Source organism: Actinoplanes sp. NPDC051388, from assembly GCF_055586225.1.
In genome coordinates, this window is sequence record NZ_JBVJIP010000006.1 from 430,293 (window position 1) to 445,009 (window position 14,717).

13 protein-coding genes, 1 tRNA gene and 1 pseudogene are annotated in these 14,717 nt (G+C 71.7%); 9 read left to right on the forward strand and 6 right to left on the reverse strand.

Annotation, left to right across the window (positions count from 1 at the left end; translation table 11 throughout):
- The first annotated feature begins 26 nt into the window (after positions 1-26).
- The 3 genes and pseudogenes from ACZ6TI_RS18545 to ACZ6TI_RS18555 all read left to right on the forward strand — a co-directional run bounded on the left by ACZ6TI_RS18545 (position 27) and on the right by ACZ6TI_RS18555 (position 2,569).
- Complete coding sequence (locus ACZ6TI_RS18545; RefSeq protein ID WP_465346283.1) at positions 27-407, forward strand: DUF2784 domain-containing protein; 381 nt, start codon at positions 27-29, stop codon at positions 405-407.
- 494 nt (positions 408-901) lie between these two features.
- Positions 902-1,314: pseudogene (locus tag ACZ6TI_RS18550) on the forward strand (diguanylate cyclase domain-containing protein); the annotation flags it as partial.
- Between the two features lie 97 nt (positions 1,315-1,411).
- A complete protein-coding gene (locus ACZ6TI_RS18555; RefSeq protein WP_465346284.1) occupies positions 1,412-2,569 on the forward strand; it encodes a cytochrome P450 family protein in 1,158 nt (385 codons plus the stop codon).
- Here ACZ6TI_RS18555 and ACZ6TI_RS18560 read toward each other — a convergent pair.
- The gene (locus tag ACZ6TI_RS18560) at positions 2,558-3,202 is read right to left on the reverse strand and encodes a response regulator transcription factor (protein WP_465346285.1); all 645 of its coding nucleotides are present in this window, start codon (positions 3,200-3,202) and stop codon (positions 2,558-2,560) included. The genes ACZ6TI_RS18555 and ACZ6TI_RS18560 overlap by 12 nt on opposite strands.
- Entirely contained in the window at positions 3,193-5,106 is a 1,914-nt protein-coding gene (locus ACZ6TI_RS18565) for a sensor histidine kinase (RefSeq protein ID WP_465346286.1), read from the reverse strand. The genes ACZ6TI_RS18560 and ACZ6TI_RS18565 overlap by 10 nt, the downstream gene beginning before the upstream one ends.
- Positions 5,107-5,213: 107 nt before the next feature.
- Here ACZ6TI_RS18565 and ACZ6TI_RS18570 point away from each other — a divergent pair, with 107 nt between their 5' ends.
- From ACZ6TI_RS18570 to ACZ6TI_RS18580, 3 genes are all read left to right on the forward strand, one after another.
- Positions 5,214-5,789, forward strand: coding sequence for a hypothetical protein (locus ACZ6TI_RS18570; protein WP_465346287.1), 576 nt, complete (start codon positions 5,214-5,216; stop codon positions 5,787-5,789).
- A gap of 36 nt (positions 5,790-5,825) precedes the next feature.
- Positions 5,826-5,897 (forward strand) — tRNA-Lys (locus tag ACZ6TI_RS18575).
- 217 nt (positions 5,898-6,114) lie between these two features.
- Positions 6,115-6,462, forward strand: a complete 348-nt coding sequence (locus ACZ6TI_RS18580; protein WP_465346288.1) for a pentapeptide repeat-containing protein — start codon at positions 6,115-6,117, stop codon at positions 6,460-6,462.
- Between the two features lie 143 nt (positions 6,463-6,605).
- Here the strand turns inward: ACZ6TI_RS18580 and ACZ6TI_RS18585 are convergent, their stop codons facing one another.
- The gene (locus ACZ6TI_RS18585) at positions 6,606-6,749 is read right to left on the reverse strand and encodes a hypothetical protein (RefSeq protein WP_465346289.1); all 144 of its coding nucleotides are present in this window, start codon (positions 6,747-6,749) and stop codon (positions 6,606-6,608) included.
- Between the two features lie 108 nt (positions 6,750-6,857).
- Here ACZ6TI_RS18585 and ACZ6TI_RS18590 point away from each other — a divergent pair, with 108 nt between their 5' ends.
- The 3 genes from ACZ6TI_RS18590 (at position 6,858) to ACZ6TI_RS18600 (ending at position 8,563) form a co-directional block, all read left to right on the forward strand.
- The gene (locus ACZ6TI_RS18590) at positions 6,858-7,082 is read left to right on the forward strand and encodes a hypothetical protein (RefSeq protein ID WP_465346290.1); all 225 of its coding nucleotides are present in this window, start codon (positions 6,858-6,860) and stop codon (positions 7,080-7,082) included.
- 102 nt (positions 7,083-7,184) lie between these two features.
- Positions 7,185-7,490: a transposase family protein gene (locus ACZ6TI_RS18595; protein WP_465346291.1), complete on the forward strand. Its 306-nt coding sequence runs from the start codon at positions 7,185-7,187 to the stop codon at positions 7,488-7,490.
- A gap of 263 nt (positions 7,491-7,753) precedes the next feature.
- Positions 7,754-8,563 (forward strand): SAM-dependent methyltransferase, encoded by an 810-nt coding sequence (locus tag ACZ6TI_RS18600; protein WP_465346292.1) that lies wholly within the window; start codon positions 7,754-7,756, stop codon positions 8,561-8,563.
- A gap of 1 nt (position 8,564) precedes the next feature.
- On the opposite strand, the gene ACZ6TI_RS18605 is transcribed toward ACZ6TI_RS18600, so the two are convergent.
- From ACZ6TI_RS18605 to ACZ6TI_RS18615, 3 genes are all read right to left on the reverse strand, one after another.
- Positions 8,565-10,235, reverse strand: coding sequence for a peroxidase family protein (locus ACZ6TI_RS18605; protein ID WP_465346293.1), 1,671 nt, complete (start codon positions 10,233-10,235; stop codon positions 8,565-8,567).
- Positions 10,236-10,275: 40 nt separating this feature from the next.
- The gene (locus ACZ6TI_RS18610) at positions 10,276-13,128 is read right to left on the reverse strand and encodes a helix-turn-helix transcriptional regulator (RefSeq protein WP_465346294.1); all 2,853 of its coding nucleotides are present in this window, start codon (positions 13,126-13,128) and stop codon (positions 10,276-10,278) included.
- A 249-nt stretch (positions 13,129-13,377) separates the two neighbouring features.
- Positions 13,378-14,717, reverse strand: a 1,340-nt coding sequence (locus ACZ6TI_RS18615) for a Calx-beta domain-containing protein (protein WP_465346295.1), incomplete at its 5' end; no start/stop codon positions are given.

Consider the following 14,717-nt stretch of genomic DNA (forward strand, 5'->3'; position numbering starts at 1 on the left):
TTGTCTAGGTATTGCAGACTGGCAGCATGGGATGGCGCATCCTGGCCGACGCGGCGACGGTGTTGCACTTCGCCTTTATCGTCTTCGTGGTGAGCGGCGGGTTTCTGGCCTGGCGCTGGCCGAAGGCGATCGTCGCGCACTTGGTCGCCGCAGGCTGGGGCCTGGGGATCGCTCTGTTCCGGTTCCACTGCCCGCTCACCTGGGTGGAGGACCGGGCCCGTGAACGGGCCGGCGGCTCGGCCCTCGACGGCGGATTCATCGACGCGTATCTGACCGGTGTGATCTATCCCGAGCGTTACCTCGTCCTCATACAAGCCCTCGCCGCGCTCACGGTTGCAGTTTCCTGGGCCGGCCTGGTCATCCGCCGGCGCCGGGCCTCTGGCCGGGTCCCCGGTCACGGCCGATGAAATCTCGAGCACGCGTCAGGTTGACCGGATCGACGCAGGCTACTCATCTGGCGAGTCGACAAGATCCGTTCTGTCAGCTGATCGGTCTCTCGTGGGCGTCTGCCACAGCGGCATGCCCCAACCGACGAGAGCATGCACCGCCTGCAGCTCATCGCGGTCGGGAGGCGGCTTCGGCCCTTGCGCCGAGGGTCGCTTACCACGGCGGGCCGAAACGGCAGACGTTCCACCCGAAGCATGTCAGGGTCGAGTATGAAGACGGCCGGTTCACGGCGTGGACGTCCTCGGTCCGCTGAGAACGGCAAGGACGAGTTGCTCAGAACTGCCGGCGAGAAGCCGCGACCGCCCCCGCCGCCAGTACAGCCTGCTGCCCTACGGCACTCTGGTGGTGAGCTTCGGGCTGCTGCCGGTGGCCGTGCGCTCCGGGCTGGGCTTCGACTTCTGGGTCGTGATCACCGGCCTGTTCGCGACCACCGCGCTGGGCAGTGGCCCGGCAGGTGCTCGCCTTCCAGGAAAACGCGCAACTGCTGCACCAGCTGCGGCACCAGGCCACCCACGACGCGCTCACCGGGCCGGCCAACCGCGCGCTCTTCGACGAGCTGCTGCGCGCGACCACCGGCGCGGCCGCGATGTTGCTGGTCGACCTCGACGGCTTCAAAGGCATCAACGACGGGTACGGGCACCACGCCGGTGACGTGGTGCTCCAGGCGGTGGCCGACGGCTGGGCCGCTGCGTGCCGGATCACGCGACCGCCGCGCGCCTGGGTGGCGACGAGTTCGCGGTGATCGTGCCGGACGCCGGCGCTTCGGCCGCCCAGCTGGTCGCCGACGACTTCCTGGCCAGCCTGGACGAGCCGGTGCTGGTCGACGGCACCCTGTTGCTGGCGCGGGCGAGCGTCGGGGTGGCCGCCGGCATCGGCACGGATGCGTTGCTGCGCGCGGCCGACGAGGCGATGTATCGCCGTAAGCGGGTCGCGTTCCCTGACTCTGGGAGTAGCGTGGACTTCGATGACCGACGATCTCTCGGACCCACGGTTCTTGGCCGATCCGCACCCGGTCTATGCGAAATGGCGCGAGCAGGGGCCGGCCCGACAGGTCCGTCTGCCCAACGGCATGCAGGCCTGGCTGATCACGCGTTACGAGGACGCCAAGCGCGCCCTGGCCGACCCACGCCTGTCCAAGGCGGTGCGGCCGTCGTCCGAGATCGGCGAGGCGATCGGGCGGCACCTGCTCTCCGCCGACCCGCCGGACCACACCCGCCTGCGCCGGCTCGTCTCGGCCGCCTTCACCGCCCGCCGGGTGGCCGAGCTGCGCCCGCGGATCGAGGAGATCACCGAGGGCCTGCTGGACGAGATGGCCGGCCGCGACCGGGTCGACCTGATCGACGCGCTCGCCTTCCCGCTGCCCATCCAGGTGATCTGCGAGCTGCTCGGCATCCCGGCCGAGGACCGCGACCGGTTCCGCGACTGGTCCGGCACCATCGTCTCCGGCGCGTTCGGCCAGGGCAGCCAGCCGGCCGCGATCCAGGCGCTGGTCGGCTACATCGCCGCGCTGATCGCCGAACGCCGCGTGCACCCCGGCGACGACCTGCTGTCCGGCCTGATCCACGTGCGCGACCAGGAGGACCGGCTCTCCGAGGCGGAACTCTCCTCGATGGTGTTCCTGCTGCTCATCGCCGGCCACGAGACCACCGTCAACCTCATCGGCAACGGCATGTTCCTGCTGCTCAGCGAGCCTTCACGCTGGGCGAGGCTGCGCGCCGACCCGGCGTTGCTGCCGACCGCGATCGAGGAGTTCCTGCGTTACGAGGGCCCGGTCGAGACCGCCACCTTCCGGATCGCCACCGAGGACGTGCCGATCGGCGACCAGATCATCCCGGCCGGCGAACCGGTGCTGGTGCTGCTGCTGTCGGCCAACCGCGACGACCGTTTCCCGGAGCCGGACGAGCTGCGGCTGGACCGGGCCCACAACCCGCACCTGGCCTTCGGGCACGGCATCCACTACTGCCTGGGCGCGCCGCTGGCCCGGCTCGAGGCGCAGGTGGCGTTCGGCGGACTCCTGCGACGCTTCCCGGGGCTGCGGCTCGCCGCGCCGGCAGAGACCCTGACCTGGCGGCCCGGCCTCCTGCTCCGCGGCCTGCACCACCTCCCGGTCTCAAGCTCGTAGAAATCTGAGCACCGCGAGCACCCGGCGGTGCTCGCGGTCGTCCTGGATCAGACCGAGCTTCGTGAAGATCGATGTCACGTGCGCCTCCACGGTCTTGACCGCCAGGTGCAGGTCGTGCGCGACCGCGGCGTTGGAGAGGCCCTGCGCCATCAGGCCGAGGACGGCGCGCTCCCGCTCGGTGAGCGCCTCCAGTGGATCCCGCTCGCGCCGCCGGGCGACCAGCCGGGTGACCAGCTCGGGGTCGATCACCGTCTCGCCGCGGGCCACCTTGCGCACGTCCGCGCCGAACGCCCCGAGGTCCGAGACGCGGTCCTTCAGCAGGTAGCCGACGCCGCCCTCGAACTCGGTCATCAGCCGCAGCGCGTGGTGCACCTCGACGTACTGCGACAGCAGCATCAGGCCGACACCGGGCGCGATCGCGCGGACCGCCGCGGCCGTCTCGATGCCCTCCGCGGCGAAGCCGGGCGGCATCCGCAGGTCGATCACCGCCACCTCCGGCGGGTCGGCGCGGACCAGGTCGAGCAGCCGGCCGCCGTCACCGGCCTGGCCGGTCACCGTGAACCCGACGTCGGTCAGGATCCGGGCCATCCCCTCCCGGAACAGCACCGCGTCATCGGCCAGCATCACCCGCACGGAATCACCGTCGCCAGCCGGGTGCCGGTCGGTCCACTGTCGACCTGCAGCCGCGCGCCGAGCGTCGCGAGCCGGTCGGCCAGCCCTTCCAGGCCGCTGCCCGGGCGCACCGCGGCGCCGCCTCCACCGTCGTCGGCCACCTCGACGACCAGGCCGTCGCCGGTGAGCTCGGCGCGCACCGAGACGAGCGTCGCGCCGCCGTGCTTCGCGGCGTTGGTGAGACCCTCGCTCACCACGAAGTAGGCGGTCGCCTCCACCTCGGGCGGCAGCCGCCGGTCGACCGTGACGGTCAGCCGCACCGGCACCGCGGATCGATCCGCGAGAAAGCCGATCGCCGCTTCGAGACCGTCCTGGGTGAGCACCGCCGGATGCAGGCCACGGGCCATCTCGCGCAGCTCGGCGGTGGCCTCCAGGAGCTGGGTGCGCACCCCGTCGGCGCGCGCCGCCACCTCCGTCCCGCCGCTGTCCTCGGCCAGCCGCACCACCGCGCCGAGCTCCAGCGCGACGGTCACCAGCCGCTGCTGCGCGCCGTCGTGCAGATCACGTTCCAGCCGCCGCCGGGCCGCGTCGCCGGCCTTCACCAGGCGTTGCGCGGTGGCCCGCAGTTCGAGCACGAGTCCCGCCTGAGCAGCAAGGTCCCCGACCAGCCGCCTTTCCAGACCGGACAAAACCTCACCCCTTCCCTTCCGTACGGTGATGGCGCCGCGAAACCGCCCGTCGTGCATCACGGGAACAGCCGGGTCTGCCGTCAGGCCGGCGAGCGTTTGGTGGCCGGGCGGCAGGGGCGTGGTCGGTGGCCAGATGGACATCGCCTGGAGGCGGTCCTCGGTGCCGGTCCACAGCACCACCTCGCGGCCGCCGACGCCGTCCGCCACGGTTCGGCAGATGCCGTCGAGCAGGCCGGCCGCCGGGGCGGTGAGCTGCGCGGACAGTCGGGACAGTGCTTCGTAGGGGGTGGCCCGATGTCCGTAGACGACCCGGTCCGCCCAGCGCTGCACCCGCCGGCGCAGCGGCTCGAACGCGACCGCCACGATCGCCGTGGCGACCAGGGTGCCGTATCCGCCGAACAGGCGCCCGACCGACGTCACCACCGCCGCGTAGGCCAGCGCCAGCACCGCGGCCATCGCGCCGAACACCAGTGACTTGTTGAGCACCGGGTCGATGTCGTAGAGCCGGTATTTCAGGATCGCCGCGCCGGCCGCGATCGGGATGAGCGGCACGGTCAACGTTCCCGGCAGCGGCGAATCCCAGACGGTCAGCCCGACGACCATCACGGTGGCGGCCAGCACCGCGGCGAACACCAGCCACCGCAGCTGGCGGGCCTCGTCGCCGCGGGCCCTCCACAGGCGCAGCACCAGGCCCGCCGCCCCGGCGAGCTGGAAGAGCAGATAGCCGGTCGGGCGGGCGATGCGATAGAAGGCATCCGCGGCCGCCGCGCCGGGGAGGTTCAGGGGGTGCGGGGCGAGCAGCGCTGTCCGGGCGTACTCGACGGGCCACAAGGCCGACACGGCAGCGAGCAGGAGGCCGACGACGGCCAGAGCGCCGAGCCCGAAGCGCCAGCGGCGCGAGGGGAGGCGGCCCGACGGAAAGCTCAGCACGGTGACGCTGAGCAGGACCAACACGAGCGGCAACGGCCAGACGCCGAGCCAGCCGGCCCACGAGGCGCCCGGCAGCGGACCCGGGCGCAGGGCGTATTGCCGCCCGGCGAACATCACCGCGTGCGCGACTCCGGTCGCGACGAACAGCAGGCCCTCGCGGTTGCCCGGCCGGCGGTGCACCACGAACAGACCCACCGCGGTGAAGGAGGCCGCGATCAGCCCGTTGTGCAGGTTGCCCACGTGCAGGCCGAGCGCGGCGCCGCCGGCCAGCAGCACCGCCGTGACCAGGCCCGCGGCATACCTCATGCGGTCATCGTGCCAGCGCGGCCGCCGGTCCGGACCAGGGTTGACCCTGCAGTTCTCCCGGGCCGGCCCGGATGCTCCGGCGCTCGCGGCACGGAAGGTTGACGTGCATGAGAACTCTCCCGGGGTCGCCCATCGACCGCCTGCTGACCGCTTCCCTCATCATCGGCCCGATCGTCTACCTGCTGGCCGACGGCCTGTACGCCCTGCGCGGCTGGGACGACCCCACCGCCGGCGTGCTGCAGGTCCTCGGTTCGATCGGCTACGCGTTCCTGCTGCTGCGCGTGGTCACCTGGACCGACGGCCTCCTCGCCGCCGCCCTGCTGTTCATCGGCGTCGTCGGCGTGGCCGGAAACGTGGCCTACGGGTTCGACACGATCCAGGTGTCCCTGGGGTCCGTGGCGCTGGTGGACGCGCCCGGCGCGGCCAACCTGATCAAGCCGCTGGGCCTGTGTTTCCCGCTGTCGCTGCTGCTCGCGGCGGTGGCGCTGCGTCGCAGCCGGCCGGCCTGGACCGTGGGCCTGCTGGCGGTGTCGGCGGTGGCGTGGCCGATCGCCCACATCGCGAACATCGGGTGGCTGGCGGTGGCGGTGAACGTGGCGCTGGTGGCCGGCTTCGGGTCGCTGGCCGTGTCCGCCGACACGGGGGTTGAGCTGGGCAGACGGACATCTCGCGATATGGCTTAGGTCGAGCCGGAGGGCCGCAGGTACCCTGTTGTCCGCGGGCTGCTAGCTCAATGGCAGAGCTGTGGACTTTTAATCCATAGGTTCCGGGTTCGAGTCCCGGGCGGCCCACGGGTTGACCTGCGGTTATCCGGCAAGTTGGCGCCGATCTGGGCGGTGGGGTGCTCGGTGGGTGCTCCCCATCGTCAGCGGCACCGCCCAGTCGCGTTCGTCGCCGCTACCGCCATGACCATCGGCCCCGCAACACCCGGAGACGCCGCAGAAAACCGACCGTCACCGGTGTGCACCACTCGAACGCTCCGGCCGAGGACGCGTCTCCTGGCAGGGCATGAACTTCAGCTTCGAGGATGCGATCTTCTACGGCGGCGACCTCACCGGCGCATGCTTCACGGACGGCAAGGTCTCGTTCCACGGAGCTCGTTTCGTCGAGGGCACTTTCTACTTCAGCCACGTCGTTTTCGGCGGTGCCCGAGTGTGGTTCACCGAAGCGGCCATCGAAGGCGGACCCGTAAGTTTCAACGGTGCCACGATGACGAGCGGACTGCTGGATTTCACCGACACCTCCGTGATCGGCGGGACGGTCACGACGAGAGACTTCGACCATCAAGACGGCGAATTGGTCGTCGGCTCGATGGCGGAATTGTTCGATAACGCCAAAGGCTCACCTCGGCCCTGACTCAGCGAAGTGGTCTCAGCGAGGAATGGGGGGTGATCCGGTTGGGCAGGGGCGGTGTGTCCGTACCGGACGTCGGTGCGGGCCTGGCGCCGCACCGATCGCAGGCACTCGTCGACGAAGGCTTGGGTCGACCGCACTCGCGATCACGCTGATCCGGGTCGCGGGGAGACCGGCTCGCGCAAGGCGTGTGTCAGAAGCTCGTAGGTCTCCTGCACCGCGCCCGCCGCGCTCGGCACCACCACCGCCCCCGGACGCAGGCGTACGACCTCCGTCAGGTTGTCGTACATGGTTGCCTATCACGCCATGCTCGACGTCCCGCGTGACCTGTCGCCGATGTGGCGCGGTTACTTTCCGATGAGCGACAGGCACGCCGCACGCGTCGGGGCGGCCGGGCGTTGACCTGCTGGCGGCAGGCATTGTTCGCCCTCGCATGGTTCCGCAAGCGAGAGGACATCACCGTGCTGGGCGCCGGGTCCGGGATCAGCCGGGCCACCGCGTACCGCTACCACGACGAGGCTGTCGGTGTGCTGGCCGCCCAGGCACCGGACCTGACCGAGGCGCTGCAGCTTGTCCATGCCGACGGGGTGGGCGCTCGTGATCCTGGACGGCAAGGTCTTTGACACCGACCGCTGCGCCGAGACGAAGATCGCAAGAAAGGCAAGGTCGTCCATGCCTGGTACGCCGGCAAGACCCACGACTTCGGCGGCAACGTCCAGGCGGTAATGCGCCCGGACGGGTTGCCGATCTGGGTGTCTGAGGTCGAGCCCGGCTCGGCGCACGACCTGACGGTCGCTCGCGAGCACGCCCTCGGCGCGCTGTACGCCGCAGCTGCGCGAGGGCTGCCGACCCTGGCCGACCCCGGCTACGACGGCGCCGACATCGGCGTGCACACCCCCCTCAAATCGCCCGCCGACGGCCCCGTTGAGATCACCTCAGCGACCCCGCGCCTCCGCACGACTCACCCACGAATTGCCGGACCAGTCCAGCTGTTTCGGGGGCAGAAGCCAACGGACAGGGCACCGCGATAACGGCAGCCGTCCGCTCGTGCGCGGGTTTCAGTCGATTTAGTGGGTCCGCACGCCCAGGCAGATCAGGCCGGTGGTGACACTCGTGAAGGAGAGCGCCACGTTCGTCCGGTCGCCGACCGAGAGCAGTCCGCCCGCATAGCTCTGCAGCAGCGCGCCGGGCCGGGAGCGATGCGGTTGATGGGAAGGCTGCTTTCCGGTTGTTGTGGACGGTCGCGCACGCTTCGACTACCGTCCATGCCGCCGCCGCGATCGAGGGGAACGACGTGACCGACAGTAACGCGGAGCCCTACACGCCCATCAACAGTCACGTGCCGCACACCGCGCGCATCTGGAACTACTGGCTGGGCGGGAAGGACCACTTCGCCGCCGACCGCGCGGTGGGCGACCAGGTCCAGCAGTTCCTGCCGGACATCGTGACCTCGGCCCGAGCCGACCGTGCCTTCCTGCGCCGAGCGGTGAACTACCTGGTGGCGGAGGTCGGCATCCGGCAGTTCCTCGATGTCGGCACCGGCCTGCCCACCGCGCAGAACACACATGAGGTCGCGCAGGCGATCGCGCCGGACTGCCGCATCGTCTACACCGACAACGACCCGATGGTGCTCGCGCACGCCCGCGCCCTGCTCACCAGCAGTGACGAAGGCGCCACCGCCTATCTGGACGCGGACGCGCGGGACACCGACGTGATCCTGGCGACCTCGCGGGACACGCTGAGCTTCGATCAGCCGGTCGCCGTGATGCTGCTCGGCATCCTGAACTTCATCTCCGACGACGATGAGGCGATCGGCATCGTCCGGCGGCTGATGGCGGCCGTGCCCTCCGGCAGCTACCTGGCGGTCGCGCACCCGACCACGGAGATCCGGCCGGAGGAGTCGGCGGCCGCGGCCAAGCAGTGGAACGAGACCGCGACGCCGCCGATCACCCTGCGCAGCAGGGCGGACATGCTGCGCTACTTCGAGGGGCTCGAGGTGCTCGAGCCCGGTGTGGTCACCTGCACCAGGTGGCGCCCGGAGCCGGGTGACCCCACCGCGGACACCGACGTGTACCAATTCTGCGGGCTGGCGAAGAAGCCCTGACTCAGAGCACGCCGGCGAACCGCAGGAACTGCGGGATCGAGTCGACCTGCGAGTTGTCCGGCAGCCGCACGCCGTCGAACGGGGTGAAGCCCTGATTCAGGAATGATGCGGGGTCCCGCCGGATCTGGCTGATGATCGTCTCGGCCACGATCCGGCTGCCGAGCTCGCCCAGCGTGTTGCCCTGCTCCTTCACCTCGGCCTCGCGCAGCACGTAGAACCAGAGCGGCGTACGCGTGTCGAAGCCGCCGTGCCGCACCGCCGCCGCCACCACCGGGTCGCGCCCGATGACCTCGGCCGGGGTCAGCGCCGTGATCCCGAGCGACTGGGCCACCGCCTGTCCGGTCGGCAGGCCGAGCCGCCAGCCCCGCAGCAGGTTGCGACGGGCCAGGTGCTTGAGCAGCGTGACCACGTCGAAGGTGCCGTTCTGCCCGGCGGTCTGGTTGATCATCTGGCTGAGCGGCAGCGCCAGCAGGGTGTCGATCCGGCGCGCGAACCGGTCGGCGAACAGGCTGTTCTTGTCGACGAAGCGGTCCCACTCGGCCGGCCAGTTGTCCGGCAGGCTCGGCGCGGCCGGCAGCGTCGGCGCGGGCCGGAACCCGCCGGTGCCGGTGAACGCGAACATCTGCGCGAAGGTGGCGGTCGCCGACGTGTTGTTGCCGGGGCGGCCGAAGTTGCGGTTCCAGTCGTACGTGCCCCGGACCATGCTGTGCCCGAAGCGATATGCCGCGACCGAGAACTCGAGCGGCATGTAGGTGCCCCGCCGCTGCTGTTCGAGCAGGTCGTGATCGCTCATCAGCACGCTTTCGACGACGCCCGGCACGGTGATCGTCTTCAGGAAGTCGTGCACCGTCAGCCACTGGTAGGTCCACATCGTGAGCTGCTGGGCCCGGGTGAAGACGTCGTATTCGGCGCCGTTCTGCCGGCGTACCCAATCGACCGCCTTGTTGTGGAATTTCATGAAGGCCACGTGCAGCTGGGCGACCACGAGGTTCTCGTCGTTGCGGCCGTCCCCGATCAGCGCCCGCCGCTGGGCATCGCGCGGCAGGTCGCGCTCGCGGTCGTCGACCGGCGGGATCCGCACCCCGACCGGCGCGTTCCCGAGCGTGCCGAGTTGCAGCTTGGCGCGGTCGCCCGACTGGTAGGGCACCACGATGTCGTCGGGATCGGCCGGCGGCGGCGCATCCGGGCCGTGGCCGTAGAGCGAGTCCAGGTTGAGCGCCGGATGCCGGGCGTTCTTGAGCTTCGCGCGCACCTCGACCGCCGTCAGCGGCGGCAGCGGCACGTCACGAATGCTGATCTTGCTGTCGTTGTCGGTGGCCGCCGTCATGTCATGGTCGACGAACTGACCCCAGTAGGTGTAGATCGGCGGGATCGGCGAATTCCGCCCGTCGGCCGGCGGCTCCTGGTCGACCATCGCATCGCCGAGTTCGTTCAGCGCCGCCACGGTGTTGTCGACGGCCTCCGGACTCGCGCCGGGCAGATGCGCCTCCTCGACGTCGACCAGATTCTCGAAGAGATAGTCGAACGCGGTGGTCTCCACCTCGCCTGGTGGTTCCTGCACCGCGTCGCTGAGCTTGGTCCACCCCTGCTCGCTCAGCGTCTTCGCCTCGGGTGCGTCGTCGTCGATGGCGTGTCCACCGTGCGCCATGCCGGTGATGATGCGTGGTTTCATCAGCGTGCCCCCTGTCTGCTCGGGCTTTCGAACACGCAGGTCAGAGTCCACTCGAGTGGGCGTGACTCGCCTCGGGGAGCTCCCCCGGTTGGCGGTAAGGCGACAGCTCCCCCGCCCGTTCGGCCCTCCGGGAACTCCCTGAGACGCCCGTCTCCGCCAGGTATCGCACCAGCTGGGTGCGTGAGCGCAGGCCGAGTTTCCGGTACGCGCTGGACAGATGCGTCTCCACCGTCTTGCGGGACACGAAGAGCGCCGCGGCCGCCTCCGGATTGCTGAGTCCGTCGCCCACCGCGTGGGCCACCTGCAGCTCGCGCGGGGTCAGCCGGTCCAGCAAGGACGCCGGGTCCGGGCCGTCCGGCTCACCGACGGCGGCCAAGACCTTCCGGGTACGCCGCACGAACGGCCCCGCCCCCAGCCCCCCGAACGTGGCCAGCGCCTCCCCCAGCACCGGCCCGGCCTCCACCCGCCGCCCGTGCCGGAGCAGCGCCTCCCCGCGGGCCAGCCCGGTCCGCGCCTCCTCGAACGGCTGCGGATGCGCGGCATGCAGCTCGGCCGCCCGCCGGAACCACTGCTCGGCCGACTCCGCGTCCGGCGCCAGCGCCCCGCGATGCCGGGCCACCACCGCCCGGGTGCGCGGCAGGTCAGCGGCCCGGCTGCGCTCGTCGAGGTCGTCCAGCACCTCGCGCGCCCGGTCCGGCCGGCCCGCCGATCGGTATGCCTCGACCAGATCGGACTGCCACGGCGCCACCGCCGGGTTGCCCACCCCGCAGCGCTCGGCGAAGGTGCCGGTGGCGTCCAGCCGGGCGATCGCCTCGACGGCCGCGCCGGCGGCCAGGTGGCGCAGGCCGAGCGCGGACCCGTGCAGCACGGTCAGTCCGTGCGCGGCGGGCGGCGGGGCGAGCCGGGCGGCCTCGGCCAGATGCGCGTCCGCGTCGGCGGTGCGGCCCAGCGCCGCCTCGTAGCGGGCCAGGACGACCAGGGCGAGTCCGATGGTGGAGAGGTCGCGCAGCTCACGCGCCAGCCGCAGGGTCTCGTCGGCCTCGGCGTATCCGATCAGCCAGTCGCCGGTGGTGTGCCGGACCATCGCGGTGAAGATCAGGGCCCGGGACAGCGGCCCGGACGCGCCCGCACGCCGGGTCGCGGCGACGACCCGGGACAGCATCGCCCGGGCCTCGGCCGGCTGGTCCAGCCACAGCCGGTTGGCGCCGAGCATGACCAGGTGCTCGGCGTCGCGCAGCGGATCCAGCCGGGACACGAAGTCGCGTTGCTCGTCGAGCAGCCGCCGGCCCTCCGGCACCCGGCCACGCACCACCAGCGCCTGCCCGAGCAGCATCCGGGCGCAGTCGTCGTCGACCAGCGAGCGGGACCGCTGGGCATAACCGACCGCCTCGTGCACCCGGCCCTCGGTCAGCGCCGGGTTCACCGCCGCGGCCCACAGCGCGGCCGCTCGTCCCGGGTCGGTCTCGGCGATGCGCTGCGCGGCCTCGGCCATCACGGTCTGCGCGGTGCCGGGGGTGCCACGGCGGTTCAGCACCCAGCCGTACGCGAGCGCGAGGTCGGCCCGCAGCCCCGGATCGACCACCGTGGCGAGCGCCTCGCCCAGCCAGTTCGCGGCCTCGGGCAGGTGGCCCGAGGTCTGCGCGTCGGCGGCGGCGGCCAGCACCCGCCGCACCCGGGTGCGCTCGTCGCCGGTCAGTTCGGCGGACCGCCGCATGGCCCGGGCCGCGGCGGCGAATCCGGCCCGCCGCCGCATGCCGTCCGCGGCCGCCTCCAGATCCGCCGCGGCGACCGCGTCCGGGCCGGGCAGCTCGGCCGCGCGATACCAGGCGAGGGCCTCGCCGGTGGTCACCTCGGCGAGCGCGTCGAAGACCAGGCGACGCTCGGCCGGCGACGCCACCTGCCGCACGGTGGCGCGCAGCAGCGGATGGGCCAGCCCGATCCGGGCGCCGCGCCGGGTCAGCAGTCCGGCCGCGACCCCGGCGGTGAGAGCGGCCGGGCGCACGCCGAGGATGCGCAGCGCCGCGGTCACCGGGTCGGCGTCGTCCGAGGCGGCCAGCGCGATCGCGAGCAGCGCGATCCGGGTCTCCGCGGGCAGCGGCGCGAGGCGGGCGGCGAAGGCGTCCCGCAATCCGGCGCCGAGCGGCAGCGGGTCGGGCAGCGCCACCGTCCCGGCCAGCTGGTCGTCGGTGAGCGAGCCGCCGAGCTCGGTCAGGGCCAGCGGATTGCCGCCGGTGGCGGACCACAGGGCGACGTGCACGCCGGACGCCACCCGCCCGGGCCGCAGCCGGTCCAGCAACTCCGCCGAGCCGTCCTGGTCCAGCCCGTCCAGCCGCACCTCCTCGACCCCGGCGCCGGCGAACTCCGGTGGCAGCGGGTCCCGCGCGCCGAAGACCAGTGCCACGGCGTCCAGGTCCACCCGCCGGGCGACGAACAGCAGCGCGGCCATCGACGGCTGATCGATCCACCCGGCGTCGTCCACGATCACCAGCACGGGCTGCCGTTCGGCCTCCGCGGCCAGCAGCGTCAGCGTGCCCATGCACAGCGCGTACGCATCGGCGGGCCCATCGGAGACGGCCAGCGCCGAACGCAGCGCCGCGGCCTGCGGACCGGGCAGCTCGTCGAGCCGCGGCAGCAGCGGCCGCAGCAGATCGCCGAGCGCGGCGAAGGGCAGCGCGGCCTCCGACTCGAGCCCGGTGGTGGCGAGCACGGTCGCGTCCCGCGCGCGGGACACCATCCGGGCCAGCAACGCGGTCTTGCCGGCGCCCGGCTCTCCGGTGAGCGCGACCGCGCGCCCCCGGCCCACCTTGAGCTGGGCCGACAGGAGATCCAGCCGCCGTTGCTGAGCCGCCCGGCCGACCATGCGGTGCGCCCCCGAGCTTGCCCGAAACGGCATGTTGGCCTCCGACAGGGTGCCACTCGATCGTCCGCCGGCCGGCACCCGATCAGCATCACCTGACCAGGTGGCGGCCTGGCAGATCTACGACACGGAGGTCCACTCGGTCAACCAGAGCAGCGGAATCGGCAACGGGACCGGCGGCGGCACTTTGCCGATCACCGGTCCCGGAGGTCTCGTTCTGGGCTTGCCCTGACGGTCGCCGGGGCGGCGGGAATCCTGCTCTCCCGCCGCCCCGGACGACCTTCGTCAGCGGGCGACGACCTTGATGGGGGTCGTCGTCCCGGCCAGGATGCCGAGGTTCGCCGTCGCCGGAATGATCGCCCGGAAGTTGACCGACACCCCGCTCCGCAGCCCGCGAATCGTGGCCACCGACGTTCCGGCGGTGGAGAGCTTGCCGATCGTCACGGTCGTCCAGACACCGCCGATCGACTGCTGGAACTGCACCGCCTGACCGGCCGCGAGCGGGTTGCCCTTGACCGTCAGCGTCACCGAACCGGCCGCCGGCCCGGGGACACCGGTGATCGTCGGCGCCTGCGTGATCTGCACGACCCGGGTCGGCGACTGCGCCCCGTTCGCCAGGGCATAGAACCGGGTGCCCACCGCGATCGACGGGCTGAACGTGAACGCGCCGGTCAGGGTCGCGGTCGCGCTCTGCAGCAGCTTGAAGCTGGTCGGCGCCGAGACCGGCGCGGCGTAGAGCCGGACCGTGGCGCTCTGCCCGGCCGTGCCGGTCAGGGTGACGACCCCCGCGCCGACCCGTCCGGCCGGAGCGACCAGCGTGACCGACGGCTCGTCGTCCTCATCGATGATCACGACGGCCGTGCCGTCACCGATCTTGACCGCGCTCGGCTGCGGAACGCCCAGCCGCACCTGGAACGACTCGTTGTTCTCGTACAACTCGTCGTCGATGATCGGCACGTTGATGCCGGCCTCGGTGTCGCCCGCCTCGATGGTCACCGAACCGCTCCGCGCGCTGTAGTCGGAGCCCGCCGCGGCCGTCGTGTTCGCCGTGTTCCACGGCACCACCACGTTGTAGTCGGTGGCGTCGGTGTCGTTGGCGAACTCGAGCCGCACGGTCAGGTCGACGGATCCCAGGTTCTCCACGATGGTCTCGTCACCGATCACCACCGTCGGCGGCACGTCCTCGACATCATCGTTGATCTTGAAGGTCGCGGTCCTGCTGCCGGAGGTCGCCCGGACCGTCTCCTGCGGCTCGTCGACGGTGTCGTCGTTCAGCGTCAGCGAACCGAGGCTGATCGGCGAGTTGTTGGCGGTGCCGGCCGGGATCTCGTAGTTGACCGAATCGGTCTCGAAGTCCTCGGCCTCGGCGGCGTTCAGCGTTCCGGCGCCGTCGCCGGCGAAGGTGAGGCCGACCTCGACGGCCACTTCGGTGCTGCCGAACACAGTCGCGGGCAGGGCGATCTGGTCACCCTCGTTGCCCGAGCCGTTGGTCAGCTGCACGGTCGGCGCGGCGTCGTCGTCCTCGATCGTCAGCTGGGCGGGCACCGGTTCGCCGACCGCATCTCGCTCATCGACGGCCAGCGCCACCGTGACCGTCATGTCCTCGTCGCCCTCGTGGACCAGGT